This window comes from Haloferax sp. S2CR25 (genome assembly GCF_031624535.1).
GTDB classification, from domain to species: Archaea; Halobacteriota; Halobacteria; order Halobacteriales; family Haloferacaceae; genus Haloferax; species Haloferax massiliensis.
Genome location: NZ_JAMQOO010000001.1, coordinates 685,465 through 702,142, shown reverse-complemented (window position 1 = coordinate 702,142; position 16,678 = coordinate 685,465). Strand labels below are relative to the sequence as shown.

Genomic DNA, 16,678 nt, shown 5'->3' with positions numbered 1-16,678 from the left:
CGCCGCCGGCCTTCGGCGGCCAAACACATAATGCCATCCCCCGAAAACGACGGGTTATGTCCCCATCAGCAGACGGCACGCCCCTCCACCGGACCGCGGGCGTGAAAGTCGCCGTCACGGTGTTTCTCGCGCTGACGCTCGTCTACGCACTCCTCATCGCCCGGCAACTCCTCGCGTGGGTGTTCCTCCTCGTCATCGCCGTCGTCCTCTGGTACGCCGCCAGACTCGTCGTCGCCGTGGAGGAAATCGCGACACAGCTCGGCCGTCTCGCCGACGAGCGCGCCGGCTCCAACGACCGCGGCGACGAATCAAGCCGGGATTAAATCGCGGCCGACGCGCCCGAATCCGAGACGGTCCCGCCCGCGGGCCGGCAGGGAAAGAATCCGAAGATTCGCAGCGAGAACCGACTGTTCGTCCGTTCTCGCCGAGTATCGGCGAAATCTGAGGGTACCGATTACGAGATAATTTCAGCAACGGTTCTCCTACTATTAACTAACTGTCGGGAGCGCCATGTTCGACTCGGAACAATGTATCCGTTACAAGTCACGTTGACCGAGTCCGTCGCAGAGTTGACCAACGCCGTGCTCGCGTTCGTCCCGCGGCTCGCGGGCGCGCTGTTGATTCTCATCGTCGGCTGGTTCATCGGGAGTATCACGGCTCGCCTCATCACGCGACTCGCCGACCGCGTCGAGGTCGACAAGGCGGTGTTGGCGACGCCCGTCGGGAAGATTCTCGGCGGGACCGAACGGGCTGTCTCGGGCGCGTTCGGGACGCTCGGCAAGTGGTTCGTCTACGCCATCGCCGTACTGGCGGCCGCCGACGTGCTCGCGGTCGACCTGTTCTCCGAATGGGTCTCGACCGCGGCGTCGTACGCACCGTCGTTCGTGGCCGGCCTGCTCGTCATCGTCCTCGGGTTCGTCGTCGCCGACTTCATCGGTGACGCAATCACCCGGACCCGCGCGGCGACCGAGACGCCGTACACGAGCGTCTTCGCGGTCGGCACCCGGATGTTCCTCTACTTCACCGCGGTCGTCATCGGCCTGAGCACGATGGGCATCGACGTGGCCATCCTGTTCACCATCGCCCAGGCGTTCGCGTGGGGCATCGCCGCGGCCCTCGCCATCGGCGTCGGCGGCGCGGTCGCCTTCGGCGCGCGCGACTACGTCTCGGCCAACGTCGAGCGCTGGATGGGGTCGGCCCGCTCCGTCGCGGCCACCCCCGTCTCCCCGATGGGCGGCGACGGCGACTCACCCGAGGGCGCGTCGGCGGCCGACGACTGAGACCGCTCCGTTCCGGGTGCGCACACCGCGAAACCGGGTCCCTTTCTTCACCGACTATCCTCGGCGAGTGACCGCTTTCACGAGGAGAATTATCAGAATACATAGTATACGGTTCAGTTCGACTTTTCGGCCCGTCTAAACTGGTAGGTCGCCTCTATCTCCCACACAATACTTTAGGCTTGCCAAAATTATCTGGGATATGATAATACTTATCGGCACCGAGTGACTACCCTCGGTATGGACCAGTTTGCCGCTCTCACGTTCGTCTTTCTCGCCGGGCTCGTCACGGCCATCGCGACGGGTCTCGGCGCGATTCCGTTCTTCTTCGTCTCGGACGTGAGCGACCGCTGGAACGTGGCGCTGTGGGGTATCGCCTCGGGCATCATGGTGTCGGCGTCGCTGTTCGGACTCGTCTTCGAGGGGCTCGCCAACGGGACGCCGCTGCAACTCGGTATCGGGATGCTCGCGGGCGTCGCGCTCGTCCTCGTCGCCCACTACGTCATCGAGGGCGCGGACGTCGACCCGAAGCAGTACGAGGAGGCCGACTTCCGCAAACTGCTTTTGATTCTCGGCATCCTCACCGTCCACAGCTTCCCCGAGGGCGTCGCCGTCGGCGTCTCCTTCGCCGACCTCGGCCTCGACGGCGGCTTCCAGCTGTTCGGCTTCGTCGTCCCGCTGCTCGCGGTGTTCATGACTATCGCCATCTCGATTCACAACGTCCCCGAGGGGCTGGCAATCTCCATCCCGCTCCGGTCGATGGAGGTCTCGAACTGGAAGCTCGTCTGGTGGGCCATCTTCTCCAGTCTGCCCCAGCCCATCGGCGCGGTCATCGCCTTCTATTTCGTCCGCATCGCCCGGGAGTTCCTCCCCTTTGGCTTCGGCTTCGCCGCCGGCGCGATGGTCTTTCTCGTCCTCACGGAGTTCATCCCCGAGGCGCTCGAACTCGGCGAGCGCCTCCCGCGCGGCGGCCGGGTCGAACTCGTCGCCGGCCTCGTCGCCGGCTTCGCCATCATGGTGCCGCTGGCGTTCATCTGAGCGCGCCCGCTGAGACACATATGGTTCTGCGGGTTGTCAGAACAGCCGTGATGACCGGATTCGAACGGCGTTTCCCCGCGCTCGTCGTGATGTCGGGACCGAGTGAACCGCCACGCGTCCCGGTGAGCGAACGATGTCCGTGCTGACGCGGGTTCTCTCCGAGTTAGGGTTCCTCTGGGCGCTCGTCACGCTCGGCGGAGTTCTCGGGGTTCTCTGCTCGTGGCAACTCACGCGAGGGACGATATCTAGTCCGTACTTCATGCCCGTGGCGCTGGGCATCGTGCTCGTCGTCGTCGTGGCTGGGCTCTCCCTCGACAGGCGCGGCTACCTGTCGTAATTCGAGAAAATTCGGGTGCGACTGCCGCTTAGTGCGAGTGGCCGAGCGCGTCCGACAGCGGGACGCCGAAGCGCTCTTCGAACAGTTCCTCCATCTTCTCGTTGATTTCGGCGATGTCGGCCGGCGCGCCGCCTTCGCTGTGGTGGGCGACGACGTGGGCCTGCTGTGCGAACGCCTGTACGACGACGTCGGCGACGACGTCGGTCGGCTCTTCGCCCTGCTCCGAGAAGATGTCGACGAGGCCCGCGGGGAGTTCCAGCGCTTCGGTGTCTCCGTCCGGTCCCTCGATGGTGTACGTCTCAGTTTCGACCATGCCACCACGTGGGGTCGGCCGCGGGTTAAGGCTTGAGTTTGCGGGCGCGTCGGGGGCCCTCGGGACGCCTCGAACGTCGCGGGCGGGAGCGGTGCGTCCCCTCAGTCGGTCCGCGGAATCGCCAGCGTTCCGGCCGCGAAGAAGGCGACCGCGAGCGCCGCGAGCACCGCGAGGTTCGTGAGCCAGTCGCCGCCGCCGTAGGTGAGCGCCCGGACGCCGCGGGCGAAGTACGTGAGCGGCGAGAGGTTCAGCGCCGGGACGAACCACGCGGGAAGCAGGTCGGGCGTCACGAACGTCTCCGAGAGGAACAACAGGGGGAGCGCGATGGCGTTGCTCGCGGCGATGACGCCGTCCTGCGAATCGGCGACGCTCCCGATGACGGCCCCGAGGCCGCAGAAGAGCGTCACGCCGAGCGCGACGAAGGGGACGATGGCGAGCGTCGCGGGCGTCAGCGGAACCGACGCGCCGGTCACGAGCGCCGACAGCGCGAGGAGCAACAGCGCCGCGAGGCCGATGACGACGACGTTGACGAGCGAGTGCGCGAGGAGCCACTCGGCGCGCGACAGCGGCGTCGTCGCCAGCTTCTCGAAGCGGCTTCCCTCGCGGTGGCGGGCGATGGTGCTCCCGACCCGCGACAGCGGCGTGAACAGCACGACGACCGCGAGATAGCCGGCGATGTAGTACTCCTTCGGCTCGGCGAACAGGCCGCCGCCGGTCGGCTGGGTCTGCACGAGCGCCCCGAAGATGACGACGATGATGGCGGGGAAGAAGAAGGTGAAGAAGACCGCCGTCCGCCGCCGGAGGAACGAGTGCCACGAGGCGACGAACTCCGAGCGGACGCGGGCGGCGAGGCTCATCTGTCACCTCCGACCGCGGCGGCCGCGGCGGGGCGTGCGGCCTCGAACTGCTCGCCGGTCAGAGAGAGGTAGACCTCTTCGAGACCGGGCTGCTTCCAGACGAGCGACTCGTAGACGACGCCCGCGTCGTCGAAGGCGGCGACCACGTCGCCGATGTCGCGCGGGCCGACGCCGTGGACCGCGATGCCGTCACCCGTCACCGTCGCGTCGAGCGCGGGCGGCAGCGACACCGACCGGAGGGTCGCCTCGGCGTCGACGTCGCCGTCGGTCCGGACGACGAGACGACTGTCGCCGCCGTACTCGGACACGAGGTCGTCCGGCCGGCCGACCGTGACGAGTTCGCCCGCGTTGAGCAGTCCCACGCGGTCGGCGAGGCGCTCTATCTCTTCCATCGAGTGGCTGGTGAGAAACACCGTCGTCCCGCCGGCCGCGAGGTCCTCGACGAGCCCCCACAGCGACCGGCGGCCGGCCGGGTCGATGCCGGTGGTCGGTTCGTCCAGGAACAGCACGTCGGGGTCGTTGACGAGCGTCAGCGCGATGCAGGCCCGGCGCTGTTGGCCGCCCGAGAGGTTCTCGTACCACGTGTCGGCGGCGTCGGCGAGACCGACCTCGTCGAGCACCGCGCCGGGGTCGCGGGCGTCGTCGTAGAGCCCGGCGTAGTAGGCCACGAGCTCGCGGGCGGTGAGCCGACCCGCGGGCCGGAACTCCTGCGGGAGGACGCCGAGGCGCTGGCGGTCCACCTCGGTCGGGTCGCGCCCGAGGATGGCCGCCGACCCCGAGTCCACCGCGGTCGTGCCCGTGAGGGCGCGAACCAGCGTCGTCTTCCCCGCGCCGTTCGGACCGATGAGGCCGAAGACCTCCCCCTCGGCGACCGACAGGGAGACGCCCGAGAGCGCCTCCACGTCGCCGTAGGACTTCCTGAGGCCGTCGGCGGCGAGTACCTCGTCCATGTCGTACCCGTCGTCACTATCGGGTGGTAAGGGATTCGGAATCGCCGCTCGGTTCGAGTCGCGGAGCGGGCGGGAGCGCGAGAACGCATAGCCCGCTCAACCGTAGCAAGCCTTACTCCGCTTGCGCCGCACTTGGTTGACATGAACGGTTCCCGACGCGACTTTCTCGCCGCGACCGGCGCGGCCCTCCTCGGCGGCCTCGCGGGTTGTGCGAGCACCCCGACCGACGACGACGCCGGCGGAACGACTGGCGACGCGACGACCGACGAGACCGACGGCTCGACTGTGACCGCGGACACCGGGGGCGACGGCTCGCTCGCGGGCCTCGAAGTCGCCTACGAGACGGTGGCGACCGGATTCGCCTCGCCGGTCGACGTGGCCATCCCCGAGGCGTTCGGCGGGAGCCGACGGTTCGTCGTCGACCAGCCCGGTCGGATGTGGCTCCACGACGACGCGGGACTGCGAAACGAACCCTATCTCGACATCACCGACCGCGTCGTCGACGTCGGCGGCTACGACGAGCGCGGCTTCCTCGGCGTCGCCTTCCACTCCGAGTTCGCCGACAACGGGCGGCTCTACCTCCGGTACAGCGCTCCGAAACGGTCGGGGACGCCCTCGAACTACAGCCACACGTTCGTCCTGAGCGAACTGACGGTCGACCCCGGGGCGACGACGGTCTCGGCCGACTCCGAGCGGACGCTGCTCGAACTCCCCGAACCCCAGTCGAACCACAACGCCGGAGCCGTCGCGTTCGGCCCGGACGGCTATCTCTACGTCGCCACGGGCGACGGGGGCGGCGCGAACGACGAGGGCCGCGGCCACGTCGACGACTGGTACGACGCCGTTTCGGGCGGCAACGGGCAGGACGTGACCGAGAACCTCCTCGGGAGCGTCCTCCGCATCGACGTGGACTCGACCGGCGGCGTCTCGGGCGACGACGACCGGCCCTACGGGGTTCCGGAGGACAACCCGCTCGTCGGCTCCGACGGCCGCGACGAGCAGTACGCGTGGGGGCTCAGAAATCCGTGGCGGCTCTCGTTCGACGGCGAGGACTGCTACGTCGCCGACGTGGGGCAGGGCGCGTGGGAGGAGGTGAACCTCTTGGAGCGCGGCGGCAACTACGGCTGGAACGTCCGCGAGGGCGCACACTGCTTCCGCGCGGGCGACTGCCCGACCGAGACGCCCGACGGCGCGCCGCTCATCGACCCCGTGCTGGAGTACCCCCACAGCGGGGACGGGCCGTCCGGGGTGGCCGTCATCGGCGGCCACGTCTACCGCGGCGAGGCGATTCCGGCGCTGTCGGGCGCGTACGTCTTCGCCGACTGGCAGTCCGGCGGTCGGCTGTTCGCCGCCCGCCCGAGCGAGTCGCGGCCGTGGGACATCGCGGAGATCCCCGTGGCTGACCGCGACGACGGCGGGACGAACGTCCTCGCGTTCGGCCGCGCCCCCGACGGTGAACTGTACGTCTGCACCAGCGACCGGGGGGTTGTGACCGGCTCGTCGGGCGCGCTGAACCGGCTGACCCCGGTGTGAGCGTCGCCCCGCGCTTCACTCGGAACCGGGGCGTCAGGCGTCGCCGTCGACGTTGACCCGCCTGCCCGTCGTCGCCGACTCGTAGGCCGCCTCGGTCAGCGCGGTCACTCGGAGGGCGTCCTCGGCCGGGATGGCGAGGTCGGCCTCGTCGCGGGCGGCGTCCACGAAGTTCCGGAGCTTCTTCCGGGTTAGGTCCTCGAAGTCGGGGGTCGACGGCGTGGCCGTGTAGGTCGTCCCGCCCTCCGTCACTTCGATGGTCTCGCCGTCGAAGGCGACCATCCCCTCGGTGCCGATGACCCGGAGCGACTCGCCGGGGTCCGGGACGCTCTGTCCGTCGCCGGAGACGCCGACGCTCGCGGTGAGGCGGTCGCCGTCGCGGTCGAGGACGACCGCGAGCGCCGAGTTCACGTCCACGTCGTGACCGCGGTGGTCGACCGCCGCGGCGACCGTCACCGGCTTCGAGCGCGTCACCCAGAGCATCGCGTCGAGGAGGTGCGACCCCGAGTCGTACAGTTGGCCGCCGCCCGAAAGCGCGGGGTCGCCGCGCCACTCGTCTTTCGTCCAGCGAATCCACTCCTGTTCGAGGTGGCAGACCACCATGTGCGGGTCGCCGATGCGGCCGCTGTCGACGACGCGCCGCAGTTCGTGAAACCGCGGGTCGAAGTGGCGCTGGTAGCCGACCGCGAGGGTGAGCCCGCGCTCCTCGGCGCGGTCGATGAGCGCCCGCGCGCCACCGAGGTCCGTCACCATCGGCTTTTCGAGGTGGACGTGGAGGTCGGCGTTGAGCGCCGCGAGCGCCTGGTCGAAGTGCTTCGTGTGCGGCGAGGCGATGGTCACCGCGTCGAGGAACTCGGCGTCCAGCAGTTCCTCGGTCGTCTCGTAGGTCGGAACGTCGAACTCGTCTGCGAACCGCTCGCGCACCTCGTCGGCGGGGTCGACGCCGGCGATGACGCGGACCCCCTCAAGTTCGTTGAGGAGGCGGCACTCCAGCGCGCCGAGGCTTCCGAGGCCGATACCTGCGACTCTGAACATGCCGTATCAGTCGCGCGGAAGCCGCAAAAGCGTGCGGGCGAGTCACAAGGAATTACCGGGATGCAGGCGTGAGTCGGCCATGGACGACGCAGTCCTCCAGCGGTTCGCCGTCGTACTCGCGTTAGTTGGTGCGGCGCTCCACGCCACGTCGCTCGCCGAGAATCCGTCGCAGGGGTTCGTCACTGTTGGGTTCGCGGTGCTCCTCCTCGCGCTCGCGCTCGGCGGCGGGCCGGTCGCGCGCGACCTGTTCGAGGCGGACACGGCCCCCGCCGAATCGCCCGACGCCGACGAACAAAGCTGAATCCCTCGCCGCTACTCGCACCCTTTAGTCGCCGGCCGTCGTGGCTTCGACCATGAGTCTCGACTATCGACGACTCGGGTCGACCGGCACCCGCGTCTCGGAACTGTGCTTCGGTACGTGGCGATTCGGTCGGAAGAGCAGCGGCGTCCTGGAGACCGACGAGGAGGAGGCCCACGAACTCCTCGACGCGTTCGAAGCGCGCGGCGGGAACTTCATCGACACCGCCAACGTCTACGGGAATCCGAACGGGACCTCGGAGGAGTACATCGGCAACTGGCTGGCCGAGCGCGACCGCGAGGACTACGTGCTCGCCTCGAAGGTGTACTTCCCGTTCGACGAGGACAACCCCAACGGGCGCGGGCTCTCGCGGACCCACATCCGCAACCAGATCGAGGGCACGCTCGACCGCCTCGACACCGACTATCTCGACCTCTACTACATCCACCGCTGGGACGAGGAGACGCCCATCGAGGAGACGCTGCAGGCGCTCAACGGCCTCGTCGAGGAGGGGAAGGTCAACTACCTCGGCGCGTCCACGATGGCGTCGTGGCAACTCACGAAGGCGCTGTGGAAGTCCGACGTCAACGACTACGCCCGCTTCGACGTGACCCAGCCGCTGTTCCACGCGGGCTACTACGAGGACGTGAAGGACTACCTCGACGTCTGCGGCGACCAGGACATCGCGATTTGTCCGTACTCGCCGCTCGCGGGCGGCTTCCTCACGGGCAAGTACGAGCGCGCCGACCCCGACGACCCCACCGAGTACGTCGCGCCCGACGGCGCGCGCGGGTCGTTCGACGAGCGCTTCGACCGGTTCTACGTCTCCGAGCGCGGCTGGAAGGTGCTCGACGAGATTCGCGCCGTCGCCGACGAGGTCGACGCCAGCCCCGCGCAGGTCGCGCTCCGCTGGCTGATGGACTACCCCGAGGCGACGGTCGTCCCCATCGTCGGCGCGCGGACGACCGACCAACTCGACGAGAACGTCGGCGCGGCCGACGTGGACATCTCGACCGACCAGTGGGAGCGCATCACGAACGCCCGGTACGACGAAGACGGCAAGCGCTGGGGCCACTGAACGGCCGTCAGAAACGCGCGCAACCGCCGACCCGGACGATTCCGGCCTTTTTCACGCGATGCCGAGGTCTCGCAGGAAGTCGCAGACGACGTGGACGTAGAGCACGACCGCGAGGAACGCCGCGAGCGACCCGAGTCCCGAGAGCGCGAGCGCGCCGACCGCGACGCCGCCGACGAGGTGGTGGCTCAGGAGTCGCTTGCGGTCGAACTCGGTGTCGAACTCCTCGAACACTCGCTCTTGGTCGAGGAGGCCGACCCGCGGATTCGTCACCGCGAGCCGCAGGTTCGCCCAGTCGCCGCGCTGGACGCGGGCGATGACGAAGTGGTCGAGGTCGACGAAGACGCTCACGAGGACCGCGCCGGCGACGAGAAGCGGCAGACTCCCCGGTGGCTCTAGCGCGAGCGCGGCGACTGTCCCAGCGACCGCGCCGACGACGGCGTGTTCGAGTGACTTCACGGCTCGCCTCGGTCAGTCGACGTGCGGGCGGACCCGCCGGAGCACGAGGTCCGGGTCGAACTCGTCTTCCGACTTGTCCCAGACGCGCTCGCCGTCGACGGTGACGGTGAGGACGCCGTGGTCGCCCGTGACGAGCGCCACGCGGTCGAGTCGCTCGCCGAACTGTTCGAGGAGCGCGTGCTGGAGCTGTTCGGCGCGGTCGAGGAAGCCGCAGGGGACGCAGTACTCGATTTCGACCTCGGTCATGGTCGGACGTTCACGCCGAGCGGGTAAAAGCGAGAGGGAGGGTGGTGAACGCGCCCGCGGGAGCAAACCGTGATTACTTCCCGAAGCCGGGCCGCCACCGGAGCAGGACGACGGTGACGAGGAACACCAGCGTCGAGAGGTCGTACGAGAGCGTCGTCACGGTCGCCGCGACCGCGGTTCCGCCGCCGAAGACGGTCGTGGCGACCGACGCGAGGACGGGCCACGAACACGAGACGCAGGAAAAGAGGCCGACGACGCCGGAGACGGCCGCGCCCGCCGCCTCGACGACCGTGTCGTAGACGAGGAACGCGAGCGCCGCGTAGCCGACCACGCGCGCCGGCATGAGGACGAGGTTGAACAGGTCGCCGCCGTAGACGAGCGCCGGCCCCCACCCCGGCGGGAGGAAGGCGACGCGGACGCCGCTCGTGCCCCCCGGCACGGGCGAGGTGACGAGCCCGCCGGCGACCGCGAGGAGCGCGAAGTAGCCGACCGCGACGGCGGCCGCCTTGCGCTTCGTCGCGGGCGAGGCGGGCGCGACGTCGGTGTCGAACATGACCCAGAGGCCGACGATGACCCACGCGACGCCGTAAACGGCGTAGCGCGGCGCGCCGACGCTCGCGTCGGTGAAAAGTAGGTAGACGAACGCCAGAATCAGCGTCGTGTTCACGGCGAAGGCGGCGCGGAGCAGACTGGCCCGCGAGGGGCGGGGGAGTGCGGATGCGGTTGCCATGTGTTTGGGTGGTGTCGCAGTCGGTTCTCAGATGGCGAGCGTGTCGACGACGATGGCGAGGAGCAGCATCCCGAGATAGGCGTTCGAGGCGTGGAACGCCCGGAACGCGGCGGTGTCGTCGCGCTCGTAGTGCAGGCGCACGACGAAGTAGAGGAACGCCCCGCCGAAGAGGATGCTCGTCACGAGGTAGACGACCCCGAGGGCGTCCATGACCGCGAGGCCGGCGGCGGCGACGAGCGTCGCGCCGAGCCACCAGAGGATGTGCTTTCGCGTCTCGGTCTCGCCGCGGACGACGGGCATCATCGGGAAGCCGCCGCGGGCGTAGTCGTCCTTGTAGGCCAGCGCGAGGTTGTAGAAGTGCGCGGGCGTCCACAGGAAGATGACCACGGCGAGGACGACACCGCCGAGGCCGACGTCGCCGGTGACGGCGACCCAGCCGATGAGCGCCGGGAGCGCGCCGGCCGCGCCGCCGATGACGGTGTTCTGGACCGTGTTGGGCTTCAGGATGAGCGTGTAGACCACGCTGTAGAAGGCGATGGCGACGACGCCGAGAACGGCCGCGAGCCAGTTGACGGACGCGAACAGCGCCACCGACGCGACCGTCAGGAGCAGGCCGAACGCGATTGCGTTTCGGACGGGGACGAGGTCGACCGCGAGCGGCCGGTCGCTCGTCCGTTGCATCCGGCGGTCCACGTCGCGTTCGAGGACGTGATTGAACGTGCCGGACGCGCCGATAGAGAGGACGCCGCCGCCGAGGGTCGCCGCGATGACCTCTGGGGTGAGGCCGGGCGAGACGGTGCCGGCGAGCGCCATCGCCGCCGACGCGACGAGACAGAGGAGCCACATCAGCCGCGGCTTCATGAGCCGGAAGTACGCGTTGACCGTCGCTTTCGCGCGGGCGACCGGCTCGGTCGGGACGGGCGGTCGTTCGCCGTCGTCGGCCGGGGGGCTCATCGACGGGGTGCCGACCGGCGCGTCGTCGGGGTCGCCGGTGGCCGCTTCGAGCGTCCACGCGAGCGCGACGACGAGGCCGCCGAAGATGACCATTCCGAGGACCAAGTGGAGCGTCGACAGCACGGCTCCGACGCCGACGGTGGCGACGACCGCGCCGAGACCGGCCTGTGCGGGATAGAGCACCGCCGACGCGGTGACGGTCGCTCTCACCCGGCGAGACGTGTCAGTCCGCCACGCCGAGACGAGCGTGGCGGCCGTGAGGAGGCCGACGAGCACGGCCGCGACGCGGTGGCCGAGGGCGACCCAGCCGTCGAGCGTCGCGGGGAGCGAAAGGCCGTCGCCGCACGCGGGCCACGCGCTGCACGCGGCGGTCGCGTCCGTGAGCGCGGTCGTCGCGCCGACGATGAGCAGGAGATAGACGCCCATCGCGGTCGCGGCGAGCAGGCCGTGGAACGTGTTCGAATCGCGCGTCGTGGCCACGAAGTTCACCTACGGACGTGTTGGACCGTCCCGTATTTAGGACCCGCGCTTTTCGGCCCCGCGTTCGAGCGCCGCTCCCCGCGATATGGCGGGGAGGGGTTGATAAACGGCGGGCCGAGAGTCGGTACGCATTTATGCGGTTGTTCCTAACTCTCGCTCAGCATGAGAAAGACGCGTTTCGCGCTCGCGTCCCTGCTCGCGACGGCCGTGATGGCGCTCGTTGCCACCCCCGCCGCCGCGCAGGCGTCTGCCACGTCGGAACTCATCAACCAGCTGAACGGGGAGCTGCTGTACGTCGCTATCCCGATCACCGTGCTGGTGGAGGTCATCCTCCTCTACACCGTCATCAAGTTCCGCAACAGCGAGCGCGCACTGCCGACCAAGGAGAACCGCCGGCTCGAAATCACGTGGACCATCGCGACAGCGATTATCCTGCTTTTCGTCGGCGTCGCCTCCTACGGCGTGCTGGCCGACGAGAACGTCACGCACCAGGGCAACGATATCGCCATGGACGACGACCCGGTCGTCGTCACGGCGGAGGCCTACCAGTGGGGCTGGAACATGTACTACCCCGAGGAAGGTAACTTCTCGTCGGGCAACGAGATCGTCATCCCCGCGGACCGCCCCGTCTACTTCCAGGTCACCTCAGCGGACGTGATACATGGATTCCACGTCCCCGAACTCGCGCTCAAGCAGGACGCGATGCCGGGTTCGACGAACACCATCAAGACCGTCGCCTACGAGGAAGGCACCTACCAGGGCTACTGTACTGAGTACTGCGGCGTCGCTCACTCCCAGATGTACTTCACCGTCGAAGTCGTCTCGCAGGAAGAGTACCAGAACTGGCTCGACGAACAGCAGTCGGCCAACAGCGAGTCGTCGTCTTCGTCCTCGAACTCGACCGCGACGAATTCTACCGCGACGAACTCCACCGCGGCGAACTCCACTGCGACGAATTCCACCGCGGCGAACTCCACCACGACGAACTCCACTGCAACGAATTCCACCGCGACGAATTCCACCGCGACGAATTCCACTGCAACGAACTCCACCACGACGAACTCCACTGCAACGAATTCCACCGCGACGAATTCCACGCAGTAACGCATCCCTTCTCTTTCGACGCTCGCCGCCGAGTGACGACGCTCGCGCTCGTCGCGGTCGGCCGTCGGAAAATCAAACCAGTCGGCGGTCCGAGTCGTCTTCCGGGGCGAGCGCTCAGCAGCGCCGCTCGACGATGCGGTCGATGATGCGACCCGTCGAGAGCAGTTCGTCGTCGTGACGTTGCTCTCGCGGCGTCGCGCGCGTGACCTCGCAGTCGATGCCGCGGGCGTCGAGAGCGGCTTTGATTCCCTCCTCGTCGTGGTGTTGGTCGTAGCCGAGGACGATGACGTCGGGGTCGATGTTCTCGATGGGGACGAAGATGTCCTCCGGGTGGCCGAGATGCGCCTCGTCGACCACGTCGAGCGCGGCGACCATGTCGCGGCGCTGGCGGTCGTCGAGAATCGGCTTCGGCTTGTGCGTCACGTTCTCGCCGCGGGCGATGATGACGTGGAGTTCGTCGCCGAGCGACGCGGCGTCCGAGAGGTAGTGGACGTGGCCCGGGTGGAGGATGTCGAAGGTTCCCTGCGCGATGACCCGCCTCATCGGTCCAACTCCGCGTCGATGTCGTCCTGCGTGAAGTCGAAGAACGATTCGGGGTCGGGGAGGTCGACGTCGAGCACGTCGAGGTCGCGGACCTCGCCGGACTGGTCGAACGCCTCCCAGTCGTCGGGGCCGTAGGGCTTGCCGATGATGATGTGGACCCGGCCGCTTCCGAAGGTGTCGAGGTCGGCGTCGCTCGGGCGGAGGACGCCGTTGGGGTGCGAGTGAATCGACCCGACGGCGCGGAAGTCGTTCGGCACGAGGTCGTTCCTGACGGTCGCGCTGACGGGGTCCGACACGGTCCCCGGGATGATGAGCACGTCCGTCACGACGTAGCCGTCGCGGTCGACGCCGACCCGGCGGGCCTCCTCGCCGCGGAGGAGGCCCATGTACTCGTTCGGATGCGTCTCCGCAGAGGCTTCGAGCGCGAAGTCGAGGGCGTCGGCGGCGATGCCGACGACCTCCCGCGACCGGAAGAGTCGCATACCGAACCGTCCGCGGGCGCTCCATCTAAGGGTTCCGGAACGCCGAGTCGGTCGCCGGAACGGAACCGTCATACTGAGGTCGGCGGTCGCCCGAACTCGGGTGTGACGCTCGATTCCGACCTCGTCGCCCGCGTGACGGACGCGCTCGCCGCCGACGCGCCGCCGACCGCGACGACCGAACTCGACGGCGGGCACGTCGGCCGCGTCTACCGCCTCGATTTCGACGGGCGCGACCCCGTCGTCGCCAAGGTGGGCGACACGCCGCTCGACGTGGAGGCGGCGATGCTCGACTCGCTCGCCGCGGCCGGCCTTCCGGTCCCCGCGGTCCACCACGCCGACGCCGACCTGCTCGTCCTCGACTACGTCGAAGGCACGTCCGACCTGACCCCCGCCGCCGAGCGCGACCTCGCCGCCCGCCTCGCCGCGCTCCACGAGACGACCGCGCCGGCGTTCGGCTTCCCCTACGACACGCTCTCGGGACCGTACCGACAGCCGAACCCGTGGACCGACTCGTGGGTCGCGTTCTTCCGCGACCAGCGCCTCCTGCCGTGGGCCGACGCGGCGCGCGACGCCGGCTTACCGGCCGCGACCGCCGAGCGAATCGAGTCGGTCGCGGCCGACCTCGACAGCCTCCTCGTCGAGCCGGCGGCCCCGCGACTCGTCCACGGCGACGTGTGGGGCGCGAACCTCCGCGTCCGCGACGACCGCGTCGTCGCCTTCCTCGACCCGGCGTGTTACTACGGCCACCCCGAGGTCGAACTGGCCTACATCGACTGGTTCGACGCCGCGGGCGACGCCTTCTTCGACGCCTACGACGAGCGCCGACCCATCGCCGACGGCTTCTTCGGGGCGCGGTCGCCCGTCTACGCGCTGTTCCCGCTCCTCGAACACGTCCGCGTCTTCGGGGCCGACTACGTCCCGCCGGTCGAAGCCGCGCTGGACGAACTGGGCTACTGACGCCCCGAGCCCCCAAGGTTTCGGGTCACCACGGGTCGTGCGAACCGGCCGCGCACGCGAGATGCTTTTGTAAAGCTTAACACTACCCCCTGACCTAGCGGGACTATGAGCGACGAGCACGCCGGGGATTCCGGCGACGACTCGCGTCCGAATTCGGACGCGCGACCTATCGTCTACGATCTCGCACCGAACTGTACCACCGACGACGTCGAGACCGACGCCTACTACCACGCCGTCGTCAACGGCGTCGTCGAGTACGGCATCTTCGTTGACATCTCCGACTCCGTCTCCGGACTCATCCACGAGTCCAACCTCTCGGCCGACTACGAGGTCGGCGACCGACTGGTCGTCCGCCTCGAATCCGTCCGCGAGAACGGCGACATCGCGTTCGCCGAGGACACGCCGGACGACTACCGAACCCTGACCGTCGACCACGAGCCGACCATCACGCCCATCTCCAGTCTCTCGGTCGGCGAGTCGGTCACCGTCGAGGGCGTCGTCACGCAGATCAAGCAGACCGGCGGACCGACCGTCTTCCGCATCGCCGACGACTCCGGCATCGTCGCCGCCGCCGCCTTCGAGGAGGCCGGCGTCCGCGCGTTCCCCGAAGTCGACCTCGACGACGTGGTCCGCATGGCCGGCACCGTCGAAGACCACGAGGGCACCCGTCAGCTCGAAGTCGACGGCCTCACCGTCCTCGACGACGAGACCGCGGCCGACGCCCGCCAGCGCATCGACGCCGCGCTCGACGAGCGCGCCGAGCCGGAGCCGGTCGAGCCGCTCGTGGAGTGGGCGGCGTTCGAGAAGCTCCGCGACGACCTCGAAGACGTGGCGCGCCTGCTGCGCCGGACGGTCCTCGAAGGCCGCCCGATTCGCGTCCGCCACCACGCCGACGGCGACGGCATGTGCGCGTCCGTCCCGGTCCAACTGGCCCTCGAACGGCTCATCACCGAGGTCCACGACGACCCCGACGCGCCGCGACACCTGTTCAAGCGCCTGCCGAGCAAGGCCCCGTTCTACGAGATGGAGGACGTGACCCGCGACCTGAACTTCGCGCTCGAAGGGCGCGCCCGCCACGGCCAGCGGCTCCCCTTCCTGCTCATGCTCGACAACGGGTCGACCGAGGAGGACGTGCCCGCCTACGAGAACCTCGCGCACTACGACGTGCCCATCGCGGTCGTCGACCACCACCACCCCGACCCCGAGGCGGTCAACCACCTCCTCGACGCGCACGTCAACCCGTACCTCCACGACGAGGACTACCGCATCACGACCGGCATGATGTGCGTCGAGCTCGCGCGGATGATCCACCCCGACGTGACCGACGAACTGCGTCACGTCCCCGCCGTCGCCGGGCTGTCTGACCGCTCGAAGGCGGAGGTCATGGACAACTACATCGCGCTCGCCGAAGACGAGGGCTACGACCGCGAACAGCTCCTCGACGTGGGCGAGGCGCTCGACTACGCCGCCCACTGGCTTCGCTACAACGACGGCGCGTCCATCGTCAACGACGTGCTCAACGTCGGCTGCGACGACGAGGAGCGACACCGCGAACTCGTCGAGTTCCTCTCGACGCGCGCCGAGCGCGACGTCGAGCGCCAGCTCGAAGCGGCCGAGCCGCACCTCGAACACGAGCGCCTCGACAGCGGGGCCAACCTCTACCGCATCGACCTCGACAAGTGGGCCCACCGCTTTACCTACCCCGCGCCGGGCAAGACCACGGGCAAGCTCCACGACCGCAAGGTCCAGGAGACGGGCGAGCCGGTCATCACCATCGGCTACGGTCCCGACTTCGCCGTCCTCCGCTCCGACGGCGTCCGCCTCGACATCCCGCGGATGGTCGCCGAACTGAACGAGGAGGTCGTCGGCGGCGGCGTCTCCGGCGGCGGCCACCTCGTCGTCGGCTCCATCAAGTTCGTCAGCGGCATGCGCGGGGAGGTCATCGACAGCCTCGTCGAGAAGATGGCCGAAGCCGACATCGACGAAGAGCTGTCGACGACGGCGTAAGCCGGC

At 68.9% G+C, this 16,678-nt stretch carries 19 protein-coding genes and 1 pseudogene; 10 read left to right on the top strand and 10 right to left on the bottom strand.

What is annotated here, in order from left to right:
* Window positions 1–56: 56 nt before the first annotated feature.
* From NDI65_RS03715 to NDI65_RS03700, 4 genes are all read left to right on the top strand, one after another.
* Complete coding sequence (locus tag NDI65_RS03715) at window positions 57–323, top strand: hypothetical protein (RefSeq protein WP_089778629.1); 267 nt, start codon at window positions 57–59, stop codon at window positions 321–323.
* Between the two features lie 204 nt (window positions 324–527).
* Window positions 528–1,280 (top strand): hypothetical protein, encoded by a 753-nt coding sequence (locus tag NDI65_RS03710; RefSeq protein WP_089778627.1) that lies wholly within the window; start codon window positions 528–530, stop codon window positions 1,278–1,280.
* 237 nt (window positions 1,281–1,517) lie between these two features.
* On the top strand, window positions 1,518–2,315 hold the full coding sequence (locus NDI65_RS03705; RefSeq protein WP_089778625.1) for a ZIP family metal transporter: 798 nt from the start codon (window positions 1,518–1,520) through the stop codon (window positions 2,313–2,315).
* A gap of 133 nt (window positions 2,316–2,448) precedes the next feature.
* A complete protein-coding gene (locus tag NDI65_RS03700) occupies window positions 2,449–2,652 on the top strand; it encodes a hypothetical protein (protein WP_007274736.1) in 204 nt (67 codons plus the stop codon).
* Between the two features lie 28 nt (window positions 2,653–2,680).
* On the opposite strand, the gene NDI65_RS03695 is transcribed toward NDI65_RS03700, so the two are convergent.
* The 3 genes from NDI65_RS03695 to NDI65_RS03685 all read right to left on the bottom strand — a co-directional run bounded on the left by NDI65_RS03695 (window position 2,681) and on the right by NDI65_RS03685 (window position 4,772).
* Window positions 2,681–2,965 (bottom strand): hypothetical protein, encoded by a 285-nt coding sequence (locus NDI65_RS03695; protein WP_007274735.1) that lies wholly within the window; start codon window positions 2,963–2,965, stop codon window positions 2,681–2,683.
* A 101-nt stretch (window positions 2,966–3,066) separates the two neighbouring features.
* Window positions 3,067–3,822: an ABC transporter permease gene (locus NDI65_RS03690; protein ID WP_089778623.1), complete on the bottom strand. Its 756-nt coding sequence runs from the start codon at window positions 3,820–3,822 to the stop codon at window positions 3,067–3,069.
* Complete coding sequence (locus NDI65_RS03685) at window positions 3,819–4,772, bottom strand: ABC transporter ATP-binding protein (protein ID WP_089778621.1); 954 nt, start codon at window positions 4,770–4,772, stop codon at window positions 3,819–3,821. The genes NDI65_RS03690 and NDI65_RS03685 overlap by 4 nt, the downstream gene beginning before the upstream one ends.
* A gap of 141 nt (window positions 4,773–4,913) precedes the next feature.
* Here NDI65_RS03685 and NDI65_RS03680 point away from each other — a divergent pair, with 141 nt between their 5' ends.
* Window positions 4,914–6,305 (top strand): PQQ-dependent sugar dehydrogenase, encoded by a 1,392-nt coding sequence (locus NDI65_RS03680; RefSeq protein ID WP_089778619.1) that lies wholly within the window; start codon window positions 4,914–4,916, stop codon window positions 6,303–6,305.
* Between the two features lie 33 nt (window positions 6,306–6,338).
* On the opposite strand, the gene NDI65_RS03675 is transcribed toward NDI65_RS03680, so the two are convergent.
* On the bottom strand, window positions 6,339–7,337 hold the full coding sequence (locus NDI65_RS03675) for a Gfo/Idh/MocA family oxidoreductase (protein ID WP_089778617.1): 999 nt from the start codon (window positions 7,335–7,337) through the stop codon (window positions 6,339–6,341).
* A 79-nt stretch (window positions 7,338–7,416) separates the two neighbouring features.
* On the opposite strand from NDI65_RS03675, the gene NDI65_RS03670 reads away from it, so the two are divergent.
* Both NDI65_RS03670 and NDI65_RS03665 read left to right on the top strand, forming a co-directional pair.
* Window positions 7,417–7,638: a hypothetical protein gene (locus tag NDI65_RS03670; protein WP_089778615.1), complete on the top strand. Its 222-nt coding sequence runs from the start codon at window positions 7,417–7,419 to the stop codon at window positions 7,636–7,638.
* 52 nt (window positions 7,639–7,690) lie between these two features.
* A complete protein-coding gene (locus NDI65_RS03665) occupies window positions 7,691–8,713 on the top strand; it encodes an aldo/keto reductase (RefSeq protein ID WP_089778613.1) in 1,023 nt (340 codons plus the stop codon).
* 51 nt (window positions 8,714–8,764) lie between these two features.
* On the opposite strand, the gene NDI65_RS03660 is transcribed toward NDI65_RS03665, so the two are convergent.
* The 4 genes from NDI65_RS03660 to NDI65_RS03645 form a co-directional block, all read right to left on the bottom strand.
* Window positions 8,765–9,169: a metal-dependent hydrolase gene (locus NDI65_RS03660; protein ID WP_042666490.1), complete on the bottom strand. Its 405-nt coding sequence runs from the start codon at window positions 9,167–9,169 to the stop codon at window positions 8,765–8,767.
* 12 nt (window positions 9,170–9,181) lie between these two features.
* The gene (locus NDI65_RS03655; RefSeq protein ID WP_089778611.1) at window positions 9,182–9,415 is read right to left on the bottom strand and encodes an Rdx family protein; all 234 of its coding nucleotides are present in this window, start codon (window positions 9,413–9,415) and stop codon (window positions 9,182–9,184) included.
* A 73-nt stretch (window positions 9,416–9,488) separates the two neighbouring features.
* Window positions 9,489–10,145 (bottom strand): hypothetical protein, encoded by a 657-nt coding sequence (locus NDI65_RS03650; RefSeq protein WP_089778609.1) that lies wholly within the window; start codon window positions 10,143–10,145, stop codon window positions 9,489–9,491.
* A 27-nt stretch (window positions 10,146–10,172) separates the two neighbouring features.
* On the bottom strand, window positions 10,173–11,579 hold the full coding sequence (locus tag NDI65_RS03645) for a heme o synthase (RefSeq protein WP_089779904.1): 1,407 nt from the start codon (window positions 11,577–11,579) through the stop codon (window positions 10,173–10,175).
* A 162-nt stretch (window positions 11,580–11,741) separates the two neighbouring features.
* Here NDI65_RS03645 and coxB point away from each other — a divergent pair.
* Window positions 11,742–12,497 (top strand): annotated as a pseudogene (gene coxB, locus NDI65_RS03640) (cytochrome c oxidase subunit II); the annotation flags it as partial.
* 300 nt (window positions 12,498–12,797) lie between these two features.
* Here coxB and NDI65_RS03635 read toward each other — a convergent pair.
* A complete protein-coding gene (locus NDI65_RS03635; RefSeq protein ID WP_042666480.1) occupies window positions 12,798–13,226 on the bottom strand; it encodes an adenylyltransferase/cytidyltransferase family protein in 429 nt (142 codons plus the stop codon).
* Entirely contained in the window at window positions 13,223–13,708 is a 486-nt protein-coding gene (locus tag NDI65_RS03630) for a Mov34/MPN/PAD-1 family protein (protein WP_310893409.1), read from the bottom strand. Before NDI65_RS03630 ends, NDI65_RS03635 begins: the two co-directional genes overlap by 4 nt.
* A 102-nt stretch (window positions 13,709–13,810) precedes the next feature.
* On the opposite strand from NDI65_RS03630, the gene NDI65_RS03625 reads away from it, so the two are divergent.
* Window positions 13,811–14,665: a fructosamine kinase family protein gene (locus NDI65_RS03625; protein ID WP_089778603.1), complete on the top strand. Its 855-nt coding sequence runs from the start codon at window positions 13,811–13,813 to the stop codon at window positions 14,663–14,665.
* Between the two features lie 105 nt (window positions 14,666–14,770).
* The gene (locus NDI65_RS03620; RefSeq protein WP_089778601.1) at window positions 14,771–16,672 is read left to right on the top strand and encodes an OB-fold nucleic acid binding domain-containing protein; all 1,902 of its coding nucleotides are present in this window, start codon (window positions 14,771–14,773) and stop codon (window positions 16,670–16,672) included.
* The last annotated feature ends 6 nt before the right edge of the window (window positions 16,673–16,678 follow it).